At 51.6% G+C, this 25,190-nt stretch carries 18 protein-coding genes; 15 read left to right on the top strand and 3 right to left on the bottom strand.

Annotation, left to right across the window (positions count from 1 at the left end):
• Positions 1-592 precede the first annotated feature (592 nt).
• The 8 genes from ecpA (at position 593) to AM410_RS15185 (ending at position 9,887) form a co-directional block, all read left to right on the top strand.
• Positions 593-1,177: a common pilus major fimbrillin subunit EcpA gene (gene ecpA, locus AM410_RS15150; protein WP_020883247.1), complete on the top strand. Its 585-nt coding sequence runs from the start codon at positions 593-595 to the stop codon at positions 1,175-1,177.
• A 51-nt stretch (positions 1,178-1,228) separates the two neighbouring features.
• Entirely contained in the window at positions 1,229-1,906 is a 678-nt protein-coding gene (locus AM410_RS15155; RefSeq protein ID WP_014170844.1) for a hypothetical protein, read from the top strand.
• A gap of 55 nt (positions 1,907-1,961) precedes the next feature.
• Positions 1,962-4,454, top strand: coding sequence for a TcfC E-set like domain-containing protein (locus tag AM410_RS15160; protein ID WP_068794798.1), 2,493 nt, complete (start codon positions 1,962-1,964; stop codon positions 4,452-4,454).
• 4 nt (positions 4,455-4,458) lie between these two features.
• Positions 4,459-6,075, top strand: coding sequence for a fimbrial protein (locus AM410_RS15165; protein ID WP_181012743.1), 1,617 nt, complete (start codon positions 4,459-4,461; stop codon positions 6,073-6,075).
• Positions 6,072-6,767 (top strand): molecular chaperone, encoded by a 696-nt coding sequence (locus tag AM410_RS15170; RefSeq protein WP_073396129.1) that lies wholly within the window; start codon positions 6,072-6,074, stop codon positions 6,765-6,767. Before AM410_RS15165 ends, AM410_RS15170 begins: the two co-directional genes overlap by 4 nt.
• A gap of 96 nt (positions 6,768-6,863) precedes the next feature.
• Entirely contained in the window at positions 6,864-7,592 is a 729-nt protein-coding gene (locus AM410_RS15175; protein ID WP_073396128.1) for a winged helix-turn-helix domain-containing protein, read from the top strand.
• On the top strand, positions 7,567-8,040 hold the full coding sequence (locus AM410_RS15180) for a hypothetical protein (RefSeq protein ID WP_020883251.1): 474 nt from the start codon (positions 7,567-7,569) through the stop codon (positions 8,038-8,040). Before AM410_RS15175 ends, AM410_RS15180 begins: the two co-directional genes overlap by 26 nt.
• Before the next feature lie 359 nt (positions 8,041-8,399).
• A complete protein-coding gene (locus AM410_RS15185) occupies positions 8,400-9,887 on the top strand; it encodes an EAL domain-containing protein (protein WP_047743112.1) in 1,488 nt (495 codons plus the stop codon).
• A 41-nt stretch (positions 9,888-9,928) separates the two neighbouring features.
• Here the strand turns inward: AM410_RS15185 and yegD are convergent, their stop codons facing one another.
• Positions 9,929-11,281 carry a molecular chaperone gene (gene yegD, locus AM410_RS15190; protein ID WP_073396126.1) on the bottom strand — a complete coding sequence of 451 codons (1,353 nt, stop codon included), beginning with the start codon at positions 11,279-11,281 and terminating at the stop codon, positions 9,929-9,931.
• A gap of 130 nt (positions 11,282-11,411) precedes the next feature.
• Here yegD and alkA point away from each other — a divergent pair, with 130 nt between their 5' ends.
• Positions 11,412-12,284 (top strand): DNA-3-methyladenine glycosylase 2, encoded by an 873-nt coding sequence (gene alkA, locus AM410_RS15195; RefSeq protein WP_073396278.1) that lies wholly within the window; start codon positions 11,412-11,414, stop codon positions 12,282-12,284.
• Here the strand turns inward: alkA and AM410_RS15200 are convergent.
• Positions 12,249-15,578, bottom strand: coding sequence for a diguanylate cyclase (locus AM410_RS15200; protein ID WP_047355807.1), 3,330 nt, complete (start codon positions 15,576-15,578; stop codon positions 12,249-12,251). The two genes, alkA and AM410_RS15200, sit on opposite strands and share 36 nt — an antisense overlap.
• A 343-nt stretch (positions 15,579-15,921) precedes the next feature.
• Here AM410_RS15200 and udk point away from each other — a divergent pair, with 343 nt between their 5' ends.
• The 3 genes from udk (at position 15,922) to asmA (ending at position 19,109) form a co-directional block, all read left to right on the top strand.
• Entirely contained in the window at positions 15,922-16,563 is a 642-nt protein-coding gene (udk, locus tag AM410_RS15205) for a uridine kinase (RefSeq protein ID WP_020883256.1), read from the top strand.
• A gap of 91 nt (positions 16,564-16,654) precedes the next feature.
• Positions 16,655-17,236, top strand: a complete 582-nt coding sequence (gene dcd, locus AM410_RS15210) for a dCTP deaminase (protein WP_020883257.1) — start codon at positions 16,655-16,657, stop codon at positions 17,234-17,236.
• Positions 17,237-17,258: 22 nt separating this feature from the next.
• The gene (asmA, locus tag AM410_RS15215; protein WP_108648022.1) at positions 17,259-19,109 is read left to right on the top strand and encodes an outer membrane assembly protein AsmA; all 1,851 of its coding nucleotides are present in this window, start codon (positions 17,259-17,261) and stop codon (positions 19,107-19,109) included.
• Positions 19,110-19,155: 46 nt separating this feature from the next.
• Here asmA and AM410_RS15220 read toward each other — a convergent pair whose 3' ends face one another.
• Entirely contained in the window at positions 19,156-20,739 is a 1,584-nt protein-coding gene (locus tag AM410_RS15220) for a TerC family protein (RefSeq protein WP_020883259.1), read from the bottom strand.
• Positions 20,740-21,431: 692 nt separating this feature from the next.
• On the opposite strand from AM410_RS15220, the gene AM410_RS15225 reads away from it, so the two are divergent.
• From AM410_RS15225 to wzc, 3 genes are read left to right on the top strand one after another with little or no spacing between them, the layout of a single operon-like run.
• The gene (locus AM410_RS15225) at positions 21,432-22,571 is read left to right on the top strand and encodes a polysaccharide export protein (RefSeq protein WP_014170829.1); all 1,140 of its coding nucleotides are present in this window, start codon (positions 21,432-21,434) and stop codon (positions 22,569-22,571) included.
• 6 nt (positions 22,572-22,577) lie between these two features.
• Positions 22,578-23,021, top strand: coding sequence for a low molecular weight protein-tyrosine-phosphatase Wzb (wzb, locus tag AM410_RS15230; protein ID WP_073396123.1), 444 nt, complete (start codon positions 22,578-22,580; stop codon positions 23,019-23,021).
• A gap of 2 nt (positions 23,022-23,023) precedes the next feature.
• Positions 23,024-25,186: a tyrosine-protein kinase Wzc gene (gene wzc / locus AM410_RS15235; RefSeq protein ID WP_073396122.1), complete on the top strand. Its 2,163-nt coding sequence runs from the start codon at positions 23,024-23,026 to the stop codon at positions 25,184-25,186.
• Positions 25,187-25,190: the final 4 nt, after the last annotated feature.

Genomic DNA, 25,190 nt, shown 5'->3' on the forward strand with positions numbered 1-25,190 from the left:
CTTCAAATCGGATCAATTGCCAGTGCATAATTTACCAGGAATATTCCCTGCCACCTGAAATATTCTTATTATTTATCTGCCGGGTGAGAAACGGAGAAAGATAACAATTGGTTTTATTATTTAATTTGTCTTTAGGAAAATTTCATTATTCATCATGTAAGGATCGGAATATTCTCTGTTATACCAATATTTTTCATCTTGTTATCAAATCATTAACAAACTAATGATTTTTTGCAATGTGACGTATTTATTTGATTTGAAATATGTTTTTGTTATTCCTTTCATTGCACCACTTTTGATTTGTATCAAAAAGCTAAAACAGTTTAAATTACCTAAAATTGCGATAATTATAGATTTTTATTTTAAAAATGTTATTTAAATGGTTTTATGTTTTTATTTAAGCGATCTCGTCATGAATGATTATGAGAAAAATCCTAACGACGGAGGGTTTTTTCGTCATTCGATTGGTTGTCCTGAAACATAATTCAAATAATACTTTTTCGGCGCGGTAAATCCCGTTCGCATTTAAATGGAGCTTCCAGGTTATTTATTAAATGGCACCTGGCAGTACGTTTGTTCTCAGGAGATGAAAATGAAAAAATTATTACTGGTGGCCTCTCTGGTTTCTGTATTTGCTGCTGCAAATGCTATGGCTGATGTTACGGCATCTGCCACCGCATCATGGGATGCAACGGCAACGAAAGATACAACCAGCCTGCTGGTCGTGACCCCATTGAACTCGCTGACGTTCCAGTATGCAGAGGGCCTGAATGGGTTTAACACTCAGGATGGCGCTTTTGATGTGACGATTCAGGGACAGGAAAGTGCAACCGATTTTGAACTGACTGCTCAGGTCATCAGCAATACGCTGACCAATGCAAGCGGTGATGCATCTACCCTGAATGTGGGCGTGGCATGGAATGGTCAGGCGCTGTCTAACTCTGCCGAAACCGTTCTGGTGAATGCGGCTTCCACTTCAGGTCTGGAAAGCCTGCTGGCCGATGGCGCCTATAACGGCGCTGAGCGTGTAAGCGATCAGTCCAGCTTCAAATTCTCCATCGCTTCAGCGACTTCTGACGGTTCGACTGCTGTAACTGACTATTCTGCGCTGCCAGATGGTTACTGGACGGGTGACGTAAAAGTTCAGTTCAATGCAACCTGGACCACTCCAGCGTAATGAATATTAATTCGGGAGAGGCTCTCTCCCGAATTTCGCAGGAATGCACTGATGAAGAAATATTTGCCACTCGCAGCGCTGGCAGGGATGGTCGTATCCTTTTCCAGTCTGGCGATTAATGTGGGTGATATCACGTCAATAATGACGGCCGATCAAAACGCGTTATCAAAAGAAATTATCAACACCACTGATTCCGCCCGCTATGTGAGCGTTACCGTAAAAAGGCTCTCTTCACCGCTGCCTGACGGAACAGAAATGCAATTTGAAACGTCGGGAGAATTACTTTCTACACCGGCGAGCCTTATTTTACCCGGTGATGCAAAAGATGTTTTTCGCTTTTTCTATAAAGGGCCAGAAGATGATAAAGAACGTTATTACCGGCTGCAGTGGGTTGACGAACCCGTAAGCGAAAGCGCATCGACTAAGGCTGGCAAAGCCGCGATTGCGACGGCGTCGGCAGAAATCGGGACAATACTGGTCGTGGCGCCACGCAAGGAACGATTCGAATACGGTCGTGACGGGGATGTCATCACCAACAAAGGCAACGTCTCGTTTCGGGTCATTGCTTACGGAGCCTGCAAAGAGGCGTCACAGGATCGGGGACGCGGGTGTCGCGAGCGTTATTACGTCATGCCAGGTACAAAAATAAGATTGCAGAAAAGCGATGTGTCAAACAGTCGCACCCGCATTGGGATTTGGCATGGCAAGCAATTTATTACAGTGAAGTAATACACGGCGTCATTTCCGGTACCAGTAATAAAAATACCGAAAAGTAAGGATGCGTATGTCTTTTAAATATCTTATAGGAGGGAGTTTATTACTCTCTTATGCGCTAACATCAGGGGTTGCGCATTCTGCACCGGTTAAGATTGGTAATTATGTTATTCCAGGGGCATTCGCGCGTTCTCTTGAACAGGGGATGACGGTCCCCGTTTATATCCGCTACCAGGAGACGGATACAAAAAGCCAACAAAAAATTGCTGATGCGGTCATCTCGCTGGTTGAGGGAAATATCGTTGTAAAATCCATTATGATTGCCGATTTGCCCAATAACGCGGTGCTTTCAGAGAAAACGCGCGAGATGGTGGAAAAAATAGGCGATGCGAAATTTATCGACAATACCTCTCTTGCCCTTTCGCGAGACGCACGGCTGAAATTAAACGTCTCCTCTTTTCATCTGGAGATGATTGTCAGCCGGGATGCCCTGACTGAAGCGGTAGTCGCCCGCAGTTCATTGCTGGGACCGTCCAGCGTTGATCGACTGTCTACTGTGCTGAATTACAACTTTGGTACCTATTACAATGACTACCGCAATGGCAGCAGCTCTCGCAGTTATTTAACACTGGATAACACCACCTCGTTGAGAGAGCACCACCTCAATATCAATGGCTCGGTCTATGGTATTGGCGAGAGTAACCGCTCCAGCAAACTGTATCGTGCCATGTATGAGCGCGATTATGAGGGTTATCGTCTGGCGTTGGGCATGCTCGACACCTGGAACGTTCAGTCGATCGCCAGCCTCAATGCGCTGAATGGCGGCAAGATCTACGGCGTCAGCTACGGCAATAAAGGCAGTACGGTGGTTGAAAACACCTCCCTGTCCTTGATCCCAATAACCATATTTTTACCGTCTGCCGGCGAAGTGCATGTGTTTCGTGATGGGCGCTTGTTAAGCGTTCAGAACTTCAACATGGGCAGCTACGAAATTGACACCAGCCGGTTCCCTTACGGTGTGTATGACGTCACGGTGGATGTCGTGGTAAATGGCCGGACGGTGAACACCCGCGTCAGTCGGGTGAATAAAATATTTGCCCGCCAGCAGGCCGCAGGCCTGCATGAAGTCGCATGGCAAATTTTTGGCGGTTCACTTGATTACGACCGCGTGAGTTATAAACGCAATCATTACCGTGATGCCGGCAGTGAACAGACCTGGATTGCGGGTGGTGCGGCCTCGTTAACCCTGGCAATGCTCTCCGGGCTCACCCTGAAAACGACAGGTTATGGGTTTGATGACAATGCCGTCAATGAAACGGACATTACTCTTAACGTCAACGAATATGTCAGCGTCGGGACACAAACGCTGGTGGCGAACGACGGAACATGGCGCAACGTCAGCAGCGCCAGTCTTAATGCTCCAGGCGGGTTTGGCTCGCTGTGGGCGTCGCGGGAAGACAGCAAAATCGGTAACCGTCTGCCGGTGCAGGAGCGGGATAACTATTCGGTTGGCGCAACATTGAACCTGAGCCGGTTTATTCCGCACGGTGGCACGTTAACGGTCAGCCAGACCGAAAACCGCTATTCCGGTAATACCTACCGAAACCTGGATTACAGTACCACCCTCTATGCGGGACGGTACGCCACAGTGGGGTTACGGGCCGGGATACAGCGCTATTACTACAACAATACGAATGATGACGGACGTCAGGAACGCTATGTCAGCCTGGATTTATCGCTGCCGCTGGCCTCGTGGATGAGTGTCGGGGTTTCACGCGATCGCTACGGCGCAACACAGGGCAATATCAGCGCGCGTAAACAATTTGAGGATAGCGTCATTACGTCTGCAGGCATTTCCGCCTCGACTCGCCTGAGTGGAGAGCAGAACTACGACAACAATTACGCTGTAAATGGCAACCTGAGTTATGACACCCGCTATAACGGCGGGACGGTTTCGGTGACCCGTTCAGCGGACAACTCGACCAATATGAACTTCTCCTCTCAGGGTTCCGTTGCCTGGGCGGGTGGGGATTTTGGTCTGAGCAAAGAGCGACAGCGCTCGGGCATTATTGTGAAAACCGATCTTGTGGGTGATGGAAAGCTGGCCGCAAAAATAAATAACCGAAATTATATTCTTAGCGGCAAATCGAGCTTTATTGCACTCCCGCCTTACGCGCAATACAAGCTGGAAATTATGAATGATAAAAACTCTGAAGACAGTTTTGACATTGTCTCGGGCCGTAAACAGGCGCTTAACCTTTATCCCGGTAACGTCGGCGTGGTGTCACCTGAGGTGAAAAGCATGGTGACCGTGTTTGGCCGGGTGCGATATCCCAATGGTGAACTGGCGTCAAATACGGACATCCATAACCACATTGGCAAAACGCGCACCGACGCGAAAGGTGAGTTCGCCATTGATATTGATAAGAAGTATCCCGTTATTACCCTGGTGTCCGCCAACGGTAATATCTGCGAAGCGGATTTAGATCTGGAAAAAGCCAGGGGCGCTGCGTGGGTAGGGGATGTTAAATGTGCACCACAAACCACGATGGCGCAGAGATAATGCTATGAAAAAAAGTGCTTCCGTTTTTATTTCGCTCCTGTTTTTGGCGGGGTCAATTCCCTTCTCCGCAAGGGCACTGACCGCCTCATCGTCAGGGGCGATCAACAACACGTTTTTATTTATCGAGAACGACATTGACGGTGAGTACTTCATTACGCCGTCCGCGTTAGATCCCCGTTTCAGCGGGTCAAATACCTGGGTTAAATACGGCACATCCCAGGTCAGCCTCGGTTACCTGGGTTATGTCATTTGGACTGCGCCGGCCAATAATTATCAGGATATGTGGATTGATAATTCGCCCATTGATGCTCCTTTCACCGGAATACGCTGCTACCGAGGTTCGCAGTGTCCGACGACGGGCTACATTGCCGGGCAGGGGGTGGATAACAATGGTTTTTACCACGCGCAGGTTGGATCCGTGGCGGGGGTTATTGGCGGAGCGTATGGCTTTGCTTCGCTGAGCAACTCAGCCTATGAGTATTTTCGTAATATGCCGACGGGTGGCAGCGAAACCTATGTTTTTAACCGCTGCTATACCTCGGTTAACTATGATTACGCCTCAGGACAACGCTGTAAGGATCAGACAACAGGTCGCTGGAATTACATCAATTACACGTTAAACAAGCGGGGACATCTGGCGCTGGAATCAACAAGTGCCTTTCAGGAGCTGTGGATCGCCAGTGATGGAACCCCAAGCATCACAAATGATTCCGGATCCTGTGAGCTGGGTGTCGTCAGTAACGTTGATGGCGTAATTTGTAAAATGGTCAAATACAACCTTGAGCAGACGCAAAATTTGACGGCATCGTTGACGTTCAGAGCGTATATCGATTCTGCTGCGTTGGGTTTTACCCCTTCCGCAACCACCGTGAAATATTCGGGAAATGGCTCGACATGGTATAACTTCAGCGCCTCGACGGCGTATTACAACGTCTTTTCGACATCTGGCCAGTATATCTATGTCTTTTTGTCGAAAACATTCCTTAAGAATCTGGTGGATGCAGGCGTCAGTATTACCAACAGCCAGCCCTTTACGTTTGCGTTTACGAATGCATTAACTCCGGAGTCAGGCTATTACCAGTTTACCCCCTCTTTGCAGCTCAATATTGTGCCGAAGGAGTATGGAATTAGCATTGTCTCATCGAATAATACGGTCTCTGCCAGTGGAAGCGGCACCATCGGAGATGACGCGCCGATTGAGATGGATTACGTCGTCACCGTATCGGGACCTCGTCAGGCTGACAGTATTACGGCCCAGGTTATCGGGGACAGCACGACAATCAACGATACCCCTTACTGCCTGTTTACGTCGGCCCAGGCGGGAATAAACGTGCCTGTCCCTGCCTATCTGCAATACAACACCGCGTCGGGAAGCCCTACTCAGGTAAGGAACAGCTGCAGTGAAAATGCCATTAGTCTGAACGATGCGTTATGGCAACAGGTGCCATGGGATGCCAACAACACGGATGATGGCAGTTTTTTCAGCACCAACTTAACGCTGCTGTTCCCGATGAATGATTCCCGCTCAGCACTGACGGTGGCTGGCGCTGACTGGGAAGGCGTGGTCAGCGCCAGTGGTGAAATCAAAGTCACCGCGAACTGGCTGGGAGTAACAAAATGATGCGCTGGCGGAAGGTCGCGGAGGGTGTGGTGGGACTCTGCATTGCGCTTTACACGCTTTCTGCCCACGCGCTGTATCTGGACTCCACGATCTATGATATCCCCGCAGAGCGGTCGTTCATTAGCAAACGTATTTACAACGACAGCCACAAACAGAATGTGTACAGCATTTCGGCGATTAAAATCGACCGTCCAGGACCGGGTGGGGAAAAGCGTCTGCCAATAGAGGACGGTGAGTTGCTGTTTACACCGCTCACGTTTTCGCTCGCCCCGGACGCCGGGGAGTATTTTAAGATCTTCTATCGCGGTCCCGAGGATGACAAAGAGCGCTACTACCGGATTCAGTTTCGCGAGATGCCGGTAACGCTGTTTGCTGCACGTCATTCAGGCAAAGCAAGTGAAGCTGTGCCCGCTATTGCATTGGATACGATACTGGTGGTCAGGCCCAGAAAGCTGACGCTAGGTTATACTCTGGATGAGCAAAAAGGGGCGCTGACAAATACCGGCAATACGTTTTTCAGGATCATCGTACACAAGGGATGTCAGTCAACCGATGACGAGGCGACGATGCGCTACCTGCTGCCTGGAGAGACCTACCAAAGCAGCGCGTTAAACACTAAAAATAAAAAATTCATCGTTGCGTTGAAAAAATATATACCGATAGGCGATGGTTGTTTTAAAAATAACAGTTAAAGTTTAAAGAAACAGTTCTTATATTGCTAACTGAACTCTGGGAATATATTCTGTACTGCGTGCTGGCATTGCCGCCGATAATAAAAGAGTTCCCGGATGAAAAAGATAATCAATGATCATATTGTATACGATTCAGAGACCAGAGCGCTAAGTGTACAGGGAGAAAAAGTGGTTCTGTCCGCTGCAACGGCAAGATTACTGGAGCTCTTTATTGCGAACAACCGCAAACAATTACATCGGGATCTGATTATAGACGAAGTGTGGGGAAGGTATGGGTTGATCCCATCAGGTCACAGTCTGAATAAAAATGTCAGTATTTTGCGCAAAACGTTAGCAGAACTGGGAATGGATAATCTGATCGCAACTATCCCCCGAGAAGGATTTGTTTTTCAGGCGCAGATCGAAAACGTAATAGAAGATGCGTTGCCGCATAGCATCACTGCATTAACCTACGCCACCAAACCCGGGTTAAGGCGATACGGTAAAACTATCGTTGGCGGAATGTTAGGCATCAGCCTGGTGATATCTGGCTTTGTCCTTCTGCCAAAATTATTACGAGATACCGATGGTGTCGTGCATGTACAAAAATCCGGTTCCTGTGAAATATTTACGACAGATGATAATTCAGTTGAGAAAATATCCACTTTTTTGAATTCATCCCGATGGCAGCAATTCAAATCTATCTGTAAGGGAAGAAATAAGGTCATTGTGTTTTATGATGACAATGGATTGTCTGCAGGTAATAAACTAAAGGAATCATTTTTCAGTATTTGTACGTTAGGCTCCCGGGGAGTTGCACATGCGTGCGAAAATTATGTATTTTAGTCTTGCCGTAGCGCTTGTTATCATTTTTTTGTTTTTATTTAAACGTCATGAGGTTCCGGCAGCGCTGGTATGCTCAGCAAAGAACCATCTTGTGCTCAATACGCAAAAAACAGGTATGCACATCGAAGGGGAGGTATTGCTGGTTTTCAGGATATCATCTGCTGAAGAGGGGGTATTGTCACAAGTGGGCGTGATTAATGTTAATGGGAAAAGTTACGCCATTAACCGTTCCACGATGCTTAAATTTTTAGGTAATGATAGTGACGGCTACATACGTACCCAACGGGTTTCTGTGATCAAAAATGATAATGATGATTTGCCTGATGAGATCACGGGATTAATTATGTCTAAGCAACACAACTTCTATTATAAAATAATGCATATTGCGCACAATGTGTACGGTATACGCGATTTGCGACGCACCCTGTTGGTGTGTCGGGCAGCGTAATCCTCAGAATGGGGTATCGCCTTATTATGAAATAATAACCTATGTGTCACATTATTTATGGTTTTTTATTCTGTTAAAATCGATTTTACTATCACTAAAGTTTGTCTGAATGTGAATATAAGCGCATAAGTTTGTACTCATTTCGGACCTCAGAATTCGCTACCGATACAGCAAGAATATTCTTATCATTTCCCCTGCGCTCAGTTTTATTGCAAGGGGGATGAGCTACTACACATTATGCAATCTAAAGGCATTTTATTTGTTTTACCTTAAGTCTATGTGAATACCAGGTCAATTATGAATACACTTTCCTGTTCGGGAAGGCTGCGTTTTACAATGAAAACGTGATGGTGATTATTATGAATAAGAAAAAGGTCTTCCTGCTCAGTTATGACATTTATCTTTTCGCCGGGCTTAGGGCTTTTTTGCCTAATCTGGTACTGGTCGACAGTCAGACATTTATATCAGAGTCAGACCTTTCTTTTCAGCAATACAACTCCTGTCTGTTAATTGTTGATAACCGGATGCCCTTTTTCCTGGTGAAGAAATGGCTACATCGTAACAGTAGTCAGTTTATCATGGTAAACAGCGTTGTTCTCAGGTTGAGCGAAAATGAGTGTATTAATCGAGGCTATGAATACAGTACCTCAATTGATGTAACACTGCATTATACGACCGTCATCGATATACTCACGCGTATACTGATGACAACCCCGCAACCGGAATCACGCGTAAAATCAGATGAGCTGGACGTTTTCGCGTTAACCGAATTTGAGGCAGACATGCTTAATGCCATGATGACGAAAGAGGGGCAGGCCGAATTCTGCCGGGCAAATTCATTGACCACAAAATCCCTGTATCGCTACCGGGATAAAATAACGCACAGGCTTGGTTTTAAAAATTTTATTGAATCTATTATTTTTCTTATCCGCAATGGTTTCCTGACTGAAAGAGATGTGGGGCAGAACAGTACGTTAATGCGCAAATCCACCGGGCGTAGTTATGATAATAATGATGCGGGGCGTCTGAGTCTGGCACTCAAAAATGATGAAATTTTACCTTATTATCAACCCGTTGTCGGTGCAGGTGGTGAACTGTGCGGTATAGAGATTTTGGCCCGCTGGCCATTAGGGCATAATTACACGATTTCGCAGCGAGAATTTATTCCGCTGGCAGAAAGCTGTGGCCTGATTAACGAACTCACCAGCTATTTAATGCATAAAGTTGCCAGTGACTTAAAGCAAAAGAGCAACGGGTTAAATACACCGCTGTTTGTGGCGTTTAATGTCAGTCCAACCACGTTAAGTAACCCGGTGTTTTATTGGGAGTGCCTCAATTTTTTAGAGCTGACAGAATCGTTACCGGTGAAGCTCATGATTGAGATCACCGAAAATCAAACGCTGGCCGTGACGCCTGCAATAAAAGAACTGATCCGTTCACTGCGTAATCGCGGGGTGATGTTTGCTCTGGATGACTTTGGTACAGGATACGCGAATTTATGCTATCTGAATGAACTCGAACTGGATGTCATAAAAATTGATAAGACCTTTATCAACGCTATCCAGGCTGATAACCAACCGCTGCCGATGCTGGAATCGATTATTAATCTGGCGATGATTCTGGGGCTGCGTACCGTGGCGGAAGGGGTGGAGTACGCTTATCAGCGAGAGTGGCTTATCAGCAAACAGGTGGATTACCTGCAGGGGTATCATTTCCTGCCCCCGGTGCCGTTCGCTGATTTCCGGCGATTTGTCGAGCAAAGCCAGCCGACGACAAGAGAAGCGGCATGCAAAAAGGGCAGCGTGCTGCCAGGTAAAAAGGAAAATGTGCGTTTTAACGCGCTGTAAACGACGGAAGCCCTGCGCATTTCGAAGGCTTCCGTCGGGGCTTAACGGAACATCACCTGTGCCCAGCGGACCAGACCTGCCGTTACGGAGCCAAAGTCATCGCCACCGGCAATCGGAATACCCGGAAGCTGTTCCGCCAGCGCTTTCTTGATAAGCGGTGAACGGGCGCTACCGCCGGTCAGGTAAATCACATCCGGCTTCTCTTTGCCATTCTCCAGCGCCAGTTGCACTTGCTCGAGGATCCGCTGCAGCGGCTGGGCGAGTGCCGTTTCCAGCCCTTCCTGCGATATCGCGGTCGCCAGCTCATCACTGATAAAAGGTAATGAGACAGCGTGTTCAGCACGGTCAGAGAGGGCGATTTTGCTCTCTTCAGCGGTACGCACTACGCGATAGCTGAGACGCTGACGCCACACTTTATAGAGCAGGGCGACTTTATCCGCGTCCTGCGCGTCGCGTACCAAATCGTTCAGAAAGCGCCCGTTCGCGGTGCTGTAAAAATCACTCTGCGCCGGAACGTCGTTAATGGCGATGGCGTTCCACCAGGGCAGAATTGGCAGGGCAATGCCTTTTTCGGTTTGTCCGCCCATGCCGAGCAGCGGCATCAAGCTTTTAAATGCCAGAGCAATGTCCAGGTCGTTACCGCCTACGCGGCAGCCGCTGTGGCCCAACAGGCTGGTTTCGCGGTCACGACGCTGATGCCATTGTGGCCCCATCAGCAGTAAAGAGCAGTCGGTGGTGCCCCCGCCAATATCCACAACGAGCACGCGTTGCTCTTGCGTTAATGTGGCTTCAAAATCCAGTCCTGCCGCTACCGGCTCATACTGGAAGACCACGTCACGGAAACCGGCTCGGTGTGCGGCGCGCTCGAGGATCCCCTGCGCTTGCTGGTTAGCCTCTTCACCGCCCAGACCCTGGAAGTTGATCGGACGACCAATAACGGCCTGTGTGATGGGATCGGGTACCTGGGTCTGCGCCTGGTTACGGATGTGCAGCATCATGGCGCACACCAGGTCTTCGAACATCGCCACCTGCTGTGGTTTTAACCCGCTGGCGCCCAGAAACGACTTCGGGGATTTAACGAAGTAAACCTCTTCCGGATCGTCAATGTAATGGCCCAGCGATGAGAGGCCAAACTGCACGCTGGAAGGGGTCACGTCGATATCTTCGTCGCGGTTAAAACTGACCGCACGGCGCAGCAGCGCCTGGGTTTCCGCCGCGGTAGCGGGAACCTGATGATGACGGAACAGCCATTCGCTGACCGCTTCGCGAGTGGGTGCGCAGAGCATTGATGGCAGCAGCGTGCTCTCTTTTTCCATCTTCAGGAGCTGTGGTTGCCCGTTTTGCATAATGGCAACCGAACAGTTTGCCGTACCGTAGTCAAATCCAATAAACACGATTAGTCCCCATGCCAGTGAGAAGGGGCGAGACTTTAGCGAAATGTCTGCCTGGCGACAACAGGAATATGAAAGCAAGGCGAAACAAGACCTTTCGGTTTATGCTGAGGAGAACAAAAAAGGAGCGATGATGTATACCCTGACCTGGCAACCCCCTTACGACTGGCAATGGATGTTTGGTTTCCTTGGCGCACGTGCGGTAGTGGGCGTAGAGACCGTCACGGACCACTATTACGAGCGCAGTTTCGCCTGCGAGGGGCATCAGGGGATATTTCGCGTTACGCCGGACAGCCAAACCCCTACACTTACCGTGACGCTCAGCCCGGGCTTGATTCCGGTTGCGCAGACCTGCCTTGAGCGTATCGGGCGACTTTTCGATCTTGGCTGCGATCCTCAGGCGATCCGCTCGACACTGGGGGATCTGGGGGCCGCACGGCCAGGCTTACGGTTGCCGGGGGCGATGGATGCCTGGGAGCAGGGTGTGCGGGCGATACTCGGGCAACTGGTTAGCGTGGCGATGGCGGCAAAATTGGCTTCCCGCGTTGTCGCCCTGTGCGGAGAGCCGGTTGAAGACGCCCCGGGTTATCTCTGCTTCCCGACCCCGCACGCGCTGGCCGCAGCGGACCCGCTGGCGTTGAAAGCGCTTGGAATGCCGGTAAAGCGGGCGGAGTCGATCGTTCATCTGGCTCAGTCTGTGGTGGACGGGACGTTTCCGCTTTCCCCTCCTGCGGATATTGAGGCGGGAATGAAGGCCTTACAGCAGCGGCCCGGAATAGGACGCTGGACGGCAAACTACCTGGCCCTGCGCGGCTGGCAGGCGAAGGACGTTTTTCTGCCGGATGATTATCTGATTAAGCAACGTTTTGCCGGGATGACGCCTGCGCAAATTCGGCGGTACGCCCAGCGCTGGCAGCCCTGGCGCTCGTATGCGTTGCTGCACATCTGGTATACCGACGGCTGGGCGCCATCAGTTGATGGCGAAATAGCTGGTATTAAGCAGTAGATCCAACGGCTGCGGCTCGGCGATGGTGTCGCCGTAAATAAAATCAATGCCGATGCCGGAGAGCGTGTCCATCATGATGGGCTGGTTACACGGACCGGCGATGGTTTTCATGCCCAGGCGCTGGGCGTGCCCCTGAACGATCGTCACCATCATCTCATCCATCAGGTTGCCATAAACATTCGTCACCATTTCCGTATCAAGCATCAGATAATCGGCCATATTGGCGCTGAGGTGGCTAAAGACGTTCATATCGCGTCCCACCTGGCTGAGCACGACGCGGCAGCCAGCATGGCGAAGTTTTTGCAGGCCCTGCTGCAGGTTCTCATCCGGGTTACATACCACGTCGGCAGCGATAACCAGATGCAGCAGACGGCCCGGCATGGGGCTCTTCTCCAGCAGGTCGACAAGTTCATCAACCAGCGTGACGCTTGCTAAACCCGCTTCAGACAGCGGAAGCCCGACCCCCATGCCTTTGTGGGCGACCTGTGCGGCGGAGGTGCGGAAAAACTCGTTGAAGATACGTCTGTCAAGGGCGTGCAACAGTTCAGGCTCCGCAAGTCCGGAGCGGAACGCATGCTCTTCCTGCACTTCGCCCTGGCTGGTCCACAGGCGTAATGAAATCAGCCAGAAGTTGCAGCTTTCCGGTATCCGTGGAGACGCGACGCTGCGGGCAATCATCATCAGGTGATTGTCTTTAATCATGTGCCACTGCTCATCAAGCGACATCATGCTGCGCATGCCGTGGTCCCGTTCCTGCTGGGGTTCGTAAACCGTGACGACGCCGCGTCCGCTGTTTTTCGAGGCGTAACAGGCGATATCCGCCTGCGACATGATTTCTGAAGCCTGATGGTTATTTTCATCAATCAGAGTGATACCCGCGCTGGCGCCGATCCGGTGCAGACGTCCTTCCCACATAAAGTGATAGTCATTGATGGTGTTAATCAGGCGGCCGGTAATATAACGCGCGCTTTCGATATTGCAGTCCGGGAGCAACAACCCGAATTCGTCCCCGCCGAGACGAGCCAGCACGTCACTGGAGCGGAGCATGGTCAACATTAATGACGAAAGCTCCCGCAGCAGAGCATCACCCGCCGCATGGCCTGCGGTGTCGTTGACGGCTTTAAAACGATCGAGATCGATAAACACCAGCGCATGACGCTGGCGTGTCTCCTGTACGGTCTGTAAGAGACGTTTGAGGTGATTTTCGAAACTGACCCGGTTTGCGAGGTGGGTGAGGGCATCGTGCGAGGCACTGTAACTGAGCTGACGCAGCATTTTGCGCGATTCCGTCACGTCCTGAATTACGATCACGGAGCCAATGTTCTGCCCGTCCAGCGTACTGAGCGGGGTGATGCTGTAGTGGATATCGTAGTTGCCGCCGGTACGGCAGTTCAGCACCACGTCCTGGTCTATATCGGAACGGGACATATCGCCGCTGTGAATATTCTCCATCAGCGGTCCCTTTTCACCAAAGGTGATGTGCAACACTTTCAGGACAGGCTGCCCGATAGCCTCGGTCTGCAGCCAGCCGCTCATTTTCTCGGCAACCGGGTTCATAAAGGTGACATTCATGTCGATATCGGTACACAACACCGCTTCGCCGATGGAATCGAGGGTAATGTGCAAACGCTCTTTTTCCTGGAACAGCGCTTCGTTGAGTTGCTTCACCTCGGTCATGTCCATGTTGATGCCGAGCAGGCGTTCGACTTCACCCTGTTTGTTCAGTACCCGGTTCGCCAGAGAGCGTATATGGCGCACGCCTTCTTTAACACGAATGCGGAACTCAAGCTTAAACGGCAAACGTGAAATGAGGGAATCCCGGAGCACCTTTTCAGCGTGAGCGCGGTCTTCCGGGAGCATCGTTTCGTGCCAGAGCTGCCAGGTGGGCTTGATGTGCGGCGGGATCTCATACAGCTCAAACATCCGCTTATCCCAGCTGATAATGTCTGGCTCCAGATCCCACTCCCAGATGCCGATACCGCCCGCTTCGTTGGCGAGGGTGATGCGCTCCATCAGGCGTTTATTGACCCACTCGGTCTGCTTCAGGTCGTTAATATCTTCAATCTGGGCGATAAAATAGAGCGGTGAACCGTCGGTGTGGCGCACCACGGAGACGGCAAGCAGGGCCCAGACCACTTCACCATTGCGGGTGTAGTAACGCTTCTCAAGGGTGTAGGTGTTGATGTCGCCGTTGACCAACTGCTCCAGCTGTTCGAGATCGGTATTCAAATCTTCCGGCCAGGTTAACTGCTGGAAGGTGAGGGCCTGAAGCTCCGTCTGGCTGTATCCCAGGAAGTTACACAGGGCTTTATTGGCCTGAAGCCACTGCCCCTCAATGCTGACCAGCGCCATGCCGATGGCGGAATACTCCATCGCGTTACGAAAACGCGCTTCACTTTCGGTGATATGTTTGCGTTCGGCGCGAAAGGCATACATCACCATGGTCATAATATTGGCCGGCAACAGCATCATCAAAAAGGGCAGCCAGGGCGCGTTCAGCGTCACCAGCAGGTTTTGCGGCGTCATGGATACAGGGTTACGCGTCATGATCAGCGAGACCATCATCACGGTGACCAGAAACACCAGAAACGCCTCCATTCGCGGCAGGCGCACGGCGCTCCACATAAGCAGAACGATAACGCAGGTGAAGGGCCACGGCAGCCAGGTAATCGCCATCCAACTGAGAGCCAGCGTCACGGCCATGGTGGCGAGCGTTTCCAGCAGCAATTTTGGGTTGCGGTGACGCAGCAGATAATGTGGTTTAAACAGTAACCCTAACGGCACCAGCGCCAGCGCACCAATGGCTTCTGATAACACCCAGACGAGGAAATTACGCAGCGGCTCCGGACCCGGCACCAGAAGATACACCAGCACCCCGCCAACCAGCGGTGGCACCAGCGCACTGCCGATGGACAGACGGATCCAGTCATTCAGATTCTGCAGGGGGTTATACCACGGGAGCAGTTTACGCAGTAACACCGCGCCAATCACGGCTTCAACCACGTTGATAGCGGTATAGGTCGGGTTGATCGACGACCAGGAGAAAAGCATCCACGCAGCCAGGATATTGCCAAACGAGCAGGCCAGGGCGATACCCGGCCACATCTTTCCTGCATGACGGTAAAAGGCCACCATCATGATGGCGGTAGGGAACCAGAGCGGGGCGAGCAGGGTGCCGAAGCGGGTCAGCTCCAGCGAAAATAAGGTAAAGATAAAGGTGACCAGGCCCAGACAGACAAGTCGCAATAAAGGATGTGGGGTGGTAACCAAAACCCGCTGGTATTGTTTATTCATTACCGCTTTATCCAGAGACGCCATGCCGTCAGGAGAGAAGTCCGGACGAGTGAATTTGATAATTTGGTTTATGCTAGTACAAACAATTTACAATTCATATGGCGACTGCTCATAATTTGACATCATAGACTTATTAAATAGTTACTCGGTAAAAAATCCCCGGCAAACGCTGAAAAAACGTGCGTTTAAATTTCACAAAGGGATCATTTCGTCGCTTTTCACCCTGTCTCGCAGAACCTGCGCTTTCGACTGGTATCATGCCCGCGAAATCCCTATAATTGCCGCGTTTGACGCTCCGGCGTCGTCCTTCCTTAACATCCAGGTTAATCAGGTCGCTAAATTTATGACTGATAAGTCTCATCAGTGCGTCATTATAGGCATCGCCGGCGCATCGGCTTCAGGTAAAAGTCTTATTGCCAGTACGCTTTACCGCGAACTGCGTGAACAAGTTGGTGATGAGCATATCGGCGTCATTCCCGAAGACAGCTATTACAAAGATCAATCCCATCTGTCGATGGAAGAACGCGTAAAAACTAACTATGACCATCCTAATGCGATGGATCACAGCTTACTGTTCCAGCATTTAGAAGCACTTAAAAGCGGCCAGGCAATTGAACTTCCCGTCTATAGTTATGTAGAACATACCCGTACGCAGGAAACGATCCGTATCGAACCGAAGAAGGTCATTATCCTTGAAGGTATTTTGCTTCTGACCGACTCTCGTCTGCGTGAATCAATGAACTTCTCGATTTTCGTCGATACGCCGCTGGATATCTGCCTGATGCGCCGCATTAAGCGTGACGTGAATGAGCGTGGACGTTCGATGGACTCCGTGATGGCGCAATACCAGAAAACTGTCCGCCCGATGTTCCTGCAATTCATTGAACCATCCAAGCAATACGCCGATATCATCGTGCCTCGCGGCGGTAAAAACCGCATAGCCATTGATATCTTAAAAGCGAAAATCAGCCAGTTTTTTGAATAAGCCGCGCGAATTGTGTACCGTTCAGGGATAACCTGGTTTTGCCCTGAGTCTTTATGGCTTCAGGGTACGATGCATGAAAGGAGAAAGTGCGATGCGTCTTTGTGATCGCGATATTGAAGCCTGGCTGGATGAAGGCCGTCTGTCTATTACACCACGTCCACCCGTGGAGCGTATCAATGGTGTGACTGTTGATGTGCGCCTGGGAAATAAATTCCGCACCTTTAGCGGCCATACCGCACCGTTCATCGACCTTAGCGGGCCGAAGGATGAAGTCAGCGCCGCGCTTGATCGCGTGATGAGTGATGAAATCGTTATTGACGAGGGCGAAGCCTTTTATCTGCATCCGGGTGAACTGGCGCTGGCGGTGACCTATGAATCGGTGACGCTGCCTGCGGACCTGGTCGGCTGGCTCGATGGCCGTTCTTCTCTGGCGCGACTGGGGCTGATGGTTCACGTGACCGCGCACCGTATCGATCCAGGCTGGTCGGGCCGTATCGTGCTCGAGTTCTTCAATGCCGGTAAACTGCCTCTGGCACTGCGTCCGGGGATGATGATCGGTGCGCTGAGTTTTGAACCGCTAACCGGTCCGGCAGATCGTCCTTATAACCGCCGTCAGGACGCTAAATATCGCGACCAGCAGGGTGCGGTCGCGAGCCGTATTGATAAAGACTGATCGTTAGTCCACTGAGGATGCTATGAGAAGAGTTCTGACAACGCTGATGATTTTGCTGGTGGTTCTGGTTGCTGGCCTTTCGGCGTTAGTCCTGCTTGTTAACCCTAATGATTTCCGTGCTTACATGGTGCGGCAGGTCGAAGCGCGTAGTGGTTATCAACTGAAGCTTGATGGGCCGCTGCGCTGGCACGTCTGGCCGCAACTCAGCATTCTCTCAGGCCGCATGTCGTTAACCGCGCCGGGTGCCTCCCAGCCGCTGGTCTCTGCCGATAACATGCGTCTTGATGTGGCGTTGATCCCGCTCTTTTCACACCAGTTGCAGGTCGACCAGGTGATGCTGAAAGGGGCGGTGATTCAGCTGACGCCGCAAACTGAAGCCGTGCGTGACTCGGATGCGCCGGTCGCCCCGCGGGAAAATACGCTGCCCGACGAGCCGACGGATACGGGCTGGTCATTTGATATAGCCAAACTGAAAGTCGCCGACAGCGTGCTGGTTTTCCAGCATGAGTCCGACGAGCAGGTAACCGTCCGTAACATCAACCTGAAGATGGAGCAGGACGACCATCATGTTGCCTCGCTGGAGTTTAGCGGAAGGCTGAACCGCGATCAGCGCGATCTGAATCTGTCGCTGAACGCCAACGTGAATGCCTCAGATTACCCCCATCAGCTCACGGCGGATATTCAGCAACTGAACTGGCAACTGACGGGAGCCGATCTTCCTGCCCAGGGGATCACCGGTCAGGGAACGCTGCAGGTGGTGTGGCGCGAAGAGCAAAAACAGCTTGAGCTGGATAACCTCAATCTGCAGGCGAACGACAGCAGTCTGACAGGGCAGGCGAGCGTCACGCTTGAGGAGAAGCCGAAGTGGGTAATGAATCTGCAGTTTGACAAGCTCAATCTGGAGAACTTACTTCCGCCTCAGCCAGCAGGTGCAACCGACGGTAACGCTGCTCAGAATGGGCAAAGCCAGCCGTCCAAGCCGCGTCCGGTCATCTCCTCGAGTCTTGATCAGCCAGACTATAACGGTCTGCGCGGATTCACGGCCGATATCTTACTGAAAGCTAACAGCCTGCGCTGGCGCGGTATCGATTTTACCGACGTGAGCAGCCAGATGTTTAACCATAACGGTTTGCTGGTGATCTCCGAACTGAGCGGCAAAATGGGCGCCGGACATCTTTCTCTGCCGGGCACGCTGGACGTGCGTAAAGAGACGGCCAGCGCCGAATTCCAGCCGCGTCTCGACAACGTTGAGATTGGTACCATCCTTAAAGCCTTTAATTACCCGATCTCCTTAACGGGCCAATTGACGCTGGCGGGTGACTTCTCGGGGACGAAGATTGATGCTGAGGCTTTCCGCCGCGAATGGCAGGGGCAGGCTCATCTTGACCTGAAAGATTCCCGTATGGAAGGGCTTAACTTCCAGCAGCTGGTGCAGCAGGCGGTGGAGCGCAGCAGTGATGTTAAAGCCCAGGAAAACTACGACAGCGCAACGCGCCTCGACAGCTTTACCACTGACCTGATGCTGGACAACGGGCAGCTCACTCTCGACGGAATGCAGGGGACCTCTTCACTCCTGTCGTTAACCGGTGAAGGTAAGCTGGATCTGGTGAAAGAGACGGCGGATACCCGATTTAACGTGCGGGTACTTTCCGGCTGGCAGGGTGAAAGTAAACTGATCGACTTCCTTAAAGAGACGCCGGTTCCGCTCACTGTCTATGGCAAATGGCAGGCGCTGAATTACAGCCTTCAGGTGGATCAGATCCTGCGCAAACATCTGCAGGACGAAGCGAAACGTCGTCTGAACGACTGGGCGGATCGGAATAAAGATTCACAGTCAGGGAAGGATGTGAAAAAGCTGTTAGATAAGCTTTGATGCCCGAGCGCCCGGTAGCGCACATGCTACCGGGCAAAACAACTCACTAAACCTCATAGTCCAGTTCTTCTTCATCCCGCAGTGGAATGAGCTGCACCTTCTGTACACGGTGGCTCTCAACCTGCAACGTTTTAAGCAGATAGTCGCCCACCTGAACCTCTTCTCCCGGTTGCGGGATACGCTGCAAATATTCCATCAGCAGACCGGCAATAGTGTGATACTCGCGTTTTTCATCCAACGGCAGCGGCACATATTGCACCAGGTCTTCCAGCGGCATATGACCGTTCGCCGTCCACGACCCGTCGGCATTTTTCTGGATGTCGTGGCGCGCATCAATCTCATCCACCTCGTTGGGCAAATTACCGGCGATGGTTTCCATGACGTCGCTGAGCGTGACCAGTCCTTCAACGGAACCGAATTCATCCACCACGAAGGCAAAGTGAGTGCGCGCATTACGGAACTGCTCAAGGGCAGAAAGCAGCTGCAGTCCTTCAGGGAAGACCAGCGGCTGGCGCACCAGGGCGCGCAGATTGAGTGCTTCACCGTGCAGCTGCTGTTGCAGCAGGTCGATGACGTGCACCACGCCCAGCAACTCCTCTTCCTCTTCGCCGCCGGTGACAACCACGCGGGTGTGCTGGTTTTTATCCAGCAGGGCGCGAATGTGCTCCTCCGGTGCCGTCAGGTCGATATGCTCGATGTCATGCCGTGATGTCATGATGCTGCTGACCGTCCGCTGATTAAGATTGAGCACCCGCTCAATCATCAGTCGCTCCTGCGGATTAAAGATCAGCCCGTCACTGTGATCGGCAAGCATCGCGGCGGATTCCGCATCCAGTTCTGCATCCTCTTTTTTCCCGCTCAGCAGGCGCATGACCGTGTCGGCCGTGCGTTGACGTAACGTCTGATTTGCTGAGAGGAAACGGCGACGGTTGAATATCGCCAACTGGTTCAGCGCTTCAATCATTACTGAGAAACCAATGGCGGCATACAGATAGCCTTTCGGAATGTGGAATCCAAACCCGTCCGCCACCAGGCTAAAGCCAATCATCAGCAGGAAACTCAGGCAGAGAATAACAATGGTCGGATGGCTGTTAACGAACCGGGTCAGGGCTTTACTTGCCATCACCATCAGCGTGATGGCAATGATCACTGCGGCCATCATCACGGCCAGGTGGTCAACCATCCCGACGGCGGTGATCACCGAGTCCAGTGAGAAGACGGCGTCCAGCACCACGATTTGCGCCACCACAGGCCAGAATTTTGCCCCGCGTCGCTGGGTCGGGTTTTCACTGTCTTTGCCTTCGAGCCGCTCATTAAGTTCAACTGTCGCTTTAAACAGCAGGAACAAGCCACCGAAGAGCATGATCAGGTCACGGGCGCTGAAGCTCAGGCCGTGAACGGAGAACAGAGGCTGTGTCAGCGTGACCAGCCAGGAGATAGAGGCCAGCAGCAGCAACCGCATCACCATCGCCAAAAGCAGGCCCGTTACGCGAGCGCGGTCACGCTGAGAAGGGGGCAGTTTTTCGGCGAGGATGGCGATAAAGACCAGATTATCAATACCGAGCACCAATTCGATGACAACCAGCGTCACCAGTCCGGCCCAGATTGATGGATCGGCAATCCATTCCATAGTAATAGCAATACCTTCTGTTATATGACGAATGTCACACTTCGATCATGGATAAAGCGGCGGGAAATTGCAATGCCGGGCTGAGATTTCTCTTAATAAGGCCGAACAAAAAGAGAGCAATACGCTGGCGCTGTAAATAAGGTAATTACGTATATTTTATTACGCACAGTACATTTTAGGATATATCGCAATTAATGGTTTTTATTGTTGCTTTGTCAATATAAAGAAAATCCTAAAAGGTCAAAAGTTTGCTCTTAATATTAATCTTAAAAACAGTTATTAGGACAGTTGTCTCCTTGCCTGCTATTAGGTTAGCTGCAACAATTCCTCCAGCATCAAATGTTAAATCTCCTTGTTGCTATTATTGTTTCGGTCTTCAGGAATGGTTATTGATTATCCGTCGGGCGTTTTTGCGGCTGATATATTTCCAGAAGACCTTGTTCAAGAGGGTGTCTATCCATAACACATTGTTTAGTCAGTGGATTGGTAACTGAAAGCCAAGGGCGGTAGCGTGCCTGAAAGCGTGTGAATCAGCCTCGATTATTCTGTCAATAGCCAATGGATGAATAAGCTTTTTTTAGGACTGATGCCAGTTATATTTCTATTTGATTAACTGCATGCTGAAACCCAATACGACCCAGCTTATTTTAAATTGCACAGGATAATTACTCTGCCAAAGTGATAAATAATCAATGATGAAATCCAAAATGAAATTGATGCCATTATTGGTGTCTGTGACCTTGATGAGTGGTTGTACGGTCTTTCCCGGCAGCAATATGTCAACAATGGGTAAGGATGTGATCAAGCAGCAGGATGCCGATTTTGATCTCGACAAAATGGTGAATGTTTATCCACTCACGCCACGTCTGGTCGAACAATTACGCCCACGTCCGAATGTTGCTCAGCCGAATATGTCTCTGGATCAGGAGATTGCCTCCTACCAGTACCGCGTGGGGCCGGGTGATGTCATCAACGTCACCGTCTGGGACCACCCTGAACTGACCACACCAGCGGGCCAGTACCGTAGCTCAAGCGACACCGGTAACTGGGTACAGTCAGACGGCACCATGTTCTATCCCTATATTGGCAAGGTACACGTTGCCGGGAAAACGCTCGCCGAAATCCGCAGTGATATTACCGGCCGCTTAGCGCAGTACATCGCCGATCCGCAGGTGGACGTTAATATCGCCGCATTCCGCTCGCAAAAAGCCTATATCTCCGGACAGGTGAATAAATCCGGCCAACAGGCCATCACCAACGTACCGCTGACCGTTCTGGATGCCATTAACGCCGCCGGCGGTTTAACCGACGGTGCCGACTGGCGCAACGTGGTTCTGACGCACAACGGCAAAGAGCAGCGCATTTCGCTGCAGGCGCTGATGCAAAACGGTGACCTGACTCAGAACCGTCTGCTCTATCCGGGCGACATTCTTTACGTACCGCGCAATGACGATCTGAAAGTGTTCGTGATGGGCGAAGTTAAGAAACAGAGCACCCTCAAAATGGACTTCAGCGGCATGACCCTGACCGAAGCGCTGGGTAATGCAGAGGGTATTGATCTGACCACCTCCAACGCCACCGGTATCTTCGTGATCCGTCCGCTGAAAGGTGAGGGCAGTGCGAAAGGCAAGATTGCCAACATCTACCAGCTGGATATGTCCGATGCGACGTCTCTGGTGATGGCAACGGAGTTCCGTCTCCAGCCATACGATGTGGTGTATGTCACCACCGCACCGGTTGCCCGCTGGAACCGTCTGATCAACCAGTTGCTGCCAACCATCAGTGGCGTTCGCTACATGACGGATACGGCGCGCGACATTCATACCTGGTAATCCGCGATGTTTAACAAAATTCTGGTGGTATGCGTGGGGAACATTTGCCGTTCCCCCACGGCTGAACGGCTGCTGAAATTCTACCAGCCCGAACTGACCGTTGAATCCGCAGGGCTGGGTGCGCTGGTCGGTAAAGGTGCCGATGAGCGCGCAACGAGCGTGGCCCGCGATCATAACCTTTCTCTCGACGGGCACATCGCCCGCCAGGTCACCGGCCGTATGTGCCGGGAGTATGACCTGATCCTGACGATGGAAAAACGCCATATCCATGCGCTGTGTGATATCGCACCGGAGATGCGCGGCAAGGTGATGCTGTTTGGTCACTGGGACAATGAACGCGAAATCCCCGATCCATATCGCAAAAGCCATGAGGCCTTCGAGGCGGTATACACCTTACTTGACCAGTCTGCCCGTCAGTGGGCGCAGGCACTGAAAGCTCAGCAGGGATAACAATGACAGAAAAAACAAAACCTTCTGCCGCCCCGACTTCGGGCAGTGATGAAATCGATATTGGTCGCCTGGTCGGCACCGTCGTAGAGGCAAAGTGGTGGGTGCTTGGGATCACCGCCGTGTTTGCCGCGGCGGCCGTCGTCTATACGCTGTTTGCGACGCCAATCTACAGTGCCGATGCGCTGGTGCAGATTGAGCAAAATACCGGTAACTCGCTGGTGCAGGACATTGGCTCCGCACTGGCGAACAAACCGCCGGCCTCCGATGCGGAAATTCAGCTGATCCAGTCGCGCCTGGTTCTGGGTAAAACCGTTCACGACCTCGGCCTTGATATCTCCGTCACCAAAAATACCTTCCCGATCTTTGGTGCCGGCTGGGACCGTCTGATGGGACGCAGCAACGACACGGTCAAAGTGACTGACTTTGTGCTGCCAAAAGGAAGCGTGGATCAGACCTTTACCCTGACGGTGTTAGGCCCAAAACAGTACCAGTTAACCAGCGATGCGGGCTTTAGCGCGCGCGGTGAAGTGGGGCAGATGCTGACGAAAGAGGGTGTCAGCATGATGGTCAGCGCGATCCACGCCCAGGAGGGCGGTGAATTTACCGTGACCAAATTCTCCACGCTGGGAATGATTAACAATCTGCAGAACAACCTGACCGTCACCGAAAACGGCAAGGACACCGGTGTCCTGAGCATGACCTTTACCGGTGAAGATAAGGATCAGATCCGCGACATCCTCAACAGCATCACCCGTAACTATCTTGAGCAGAACGTTGAGCGTAAATCGGCTGAAGCAGCGAAAAGCCTGGCATTCCTCGCCAAACAGCTTCCGGAAGTCCGCGCCCGTCTGGATGATGCCGAGAACAAGCTGAACGCCTATCGTCAGGATAAAGACTCTGTCGACCTGCCGCTGGAAGCGAAATCCGTTCTCGACTCGATGGTTAACATTGATGCCCAGCTTAACGAGCTGACCTTCAAAGAGGCGGAGATTTCCAAGCTTTATACCAAGCGTCACCCGGCCTACCGTACGCTGCTGGAGAAACGCCGCACGCTGGAAGAAGAGAAGGCGAAACTCAACGATCGCGTCACTGCGATGCCTAAAACGCAGCAGGAAATCGTACGTCTGACCCGCGATGTGGAATCCGGACAGCAGGTGTACATGCAGCTGCTGAATAAACAGCAGGAGCTGAAAATTACCGAAGCCAGTACCGTTGGTGATGTGCGCATCGTTGACCCGGCCATCACCCAGCCAGGGGTGCTGAAGCCGAAGAAAGCCCTCATCATTCTCGGCAGCATTATTCTGGGTCTTATCCTCTCCATCGTTGGCGTGCTGCTTCGCTCGCTGTTCAACCGTGGAATCGAAAGCCCGCAGGCACTGGAAGAGAGCGGTATCAACGTCTACGCCAGCATCCCGCTGTCGGAGTGGCAAAAATCGCGTGACAGCGTCAAAACCACCAAAGGCGTTAAGCGTTACAAACAAAGCCAGCTGCTGGCCGTGGGTAACCCAACCGATCTGGCCATCGAAGCGATTCGTAGTCTGCGTACCAGTCTGCACTTCGCCATGATGCAGGCCAAAAACAACGTCCTGATGCTGACCGGTGTCAGCCCGTCAATTGGTAAGACCTTTGTCTGTGCCAACCTGGCGGCGGTGGTGAGCCAGACCAATAAACGGGTGCTGCTGATCGACTGTGATATGCGTAAGGGCTATACCCACGAACTGCTGGGTACCAATAACGTCAACGGGCTGTCGGAAATCCTGCTGGGCAAAGGTGAGATTAGCCAGAGTGCAAAACCGACGACGGTGCCGAAGTTTGACCTTATTCCGCGTGGTCAGGTGCCGCCAAATCCATCAGAGCTGCTGATGAGTGAACGTTTTAGCGAGCTGGTGGAGTGGGCGAGCAAAAACTATGACCTGGTGTTGATTGATACCCCACCAATTCTGGCGGTGACCGATGCCGCCATTGTGGGCCGCCATGCCGGCACCACGCTGATGGTGGCGCGTTACGCGGTGAACACGCTGAAGGAAGTGGAAACCAGCCTGAGCCGCTTCGAGCAAAACGGAATTGAAGTGAAAGGGGTGATCCTGAACTCCATCTTCCGTCGTGCGACCGGTTACCAGGACTACGGTTACTACGAGTACGAATACAAGTCTGACAGTCACTAATCGT

It is taken from the genome of Enterobacter cloacae complex sp. FDA-CDC-AR_0164 (assembly GCF_003071645.1).
GTDB lineage: Bacteria > Pseudomonadota > Gammaproteobacteria > Enterobacterales > Enterobacteriaceae > Enterobacter > Enterobacter ludwigii.

What these genes read in the sequence shown, in the direction of transcription:
- AM410_RS15165 (WP_181012743.1), top strand. Translation starts at nt 4,459, where the DNA reads ATGAAAAAAAGTGCTTCCGTTTTTATTTCGCTCCTGTTTTTGGCGGGG.
- AM410_RS15160 (WP_068794798.1), top strand. Translation starts at nt 1,962, where the DNA reads ATGTCTTTTAAATATCTTATAGGAGGGAGTTTATTACTCTCTTATGCG.
- wzc (WP_073396122.1), top strand. Translation starts at nt 23,024, where the DNA reads ATGACAGAAAAAACAAAACCTTCTGCCGCCCCGACTTCGGGCAGTGAT.
- AM410_RS15225 (WP_014170829.1), top strand. Translation starts at nt 21,432, where the DNA reads ATGATGAAATCCAAAATGAAATTGATGCCATTATTGGTGTCTGTGACC.
- ecpA (WP_020883247.1), top strand. Translation starts at nt 593, where the DNA reads ATGAAAAAATTATTACTGGTGGCCTCTCTGGTTTCTGTATTTGCTGCT.
- wzb (WP_073396123.1), top strand. Translation starts at nt 22,578, where the DNA reads ATGTTTAACAAAATTCTGGTGGTATGCGTGGGGAACATTTGCCGTTCC.
- AM410_RS15220 (WP_020883259.1), bottom strand. Translation starts at nt 20,739, where the DNA reads ATGGAATGGATTGCCGATCCATCAATCTGGGCCGGACTGGTGACGCTG.
- udk (WP_020883256.1), top strand. Translation starts at nt 15,922, where the DNA reads ATGACTGATAAGTCTCATCAGTGCGTCATTATAGGCATCGCCGGCGCA.
- AM410_RS15185 (WP_047743112.1), top strand. Translation starts at nt 8,400, where the DNA reads ATGAATAAGAAAAAGGTCTTCCTGCTCAGTTATGACATTTATCTTTTC.
- AM410_RS15170 (WP_073396129.1), top strand. Translation starts at nt 6,072, where the DNA reads ATGATGCGCTGGCGGAAGGTCGCGGAGGGTGTGGTGGGACTCTGCATT.
- AM410_RS15155 (WP_014170844.1), top strand. Translation starts at nt 1,229, where the DNA reads ATGAAGAAATATTTGCCACTCGCAGCGCTGGCAGGGATGGTCGTATCC.
- AM410_RS15200 (WP_047355807.1), bottom strand. Translation starts at nt 15,578, where the DNA reads ATGAATAAACAATACCAGCGGGTTTTGGTTACCACCCCACATCCTTTA.
- alkA (WP_073396278.1), top strand. Translation starts at nt 11,412, where the DNA reads ATGTATACCCTGACCTGGCAACCCCCTTACGACTGGCAATGGATGTTT.
- AM410_RS15180 (WP_020883251.1), top strand. Translation starts at nt 7,567, where the DNA reads ATGCGTGCGAAAATTATGTATTTTAGTCTTGCCGTAGCGCTTGTTATC.
- asmA (WP_108648022.1), top strand. Translation starts at nt 17,259, where the DNA reads ATGAGAAGAGTTCTGACAACGCTGATGATTTTGCTGGTGGTTCTGGTT.
- dcd (WP_020883257.1), top strand. Translation starts at nt 16,655, where the DNA reads ATGCGTCTTTGTGATCGCGATATTGAAGCCTGGCTGGATGAAGGCCGT.
- AM410_RS15175 (WP_073396128.1), top strand. Translation starts at nt 6,864, where the DNA reads ATGAAAAAGATAATCAATGATCATATTGTATACGATTCAGAGACCAGA.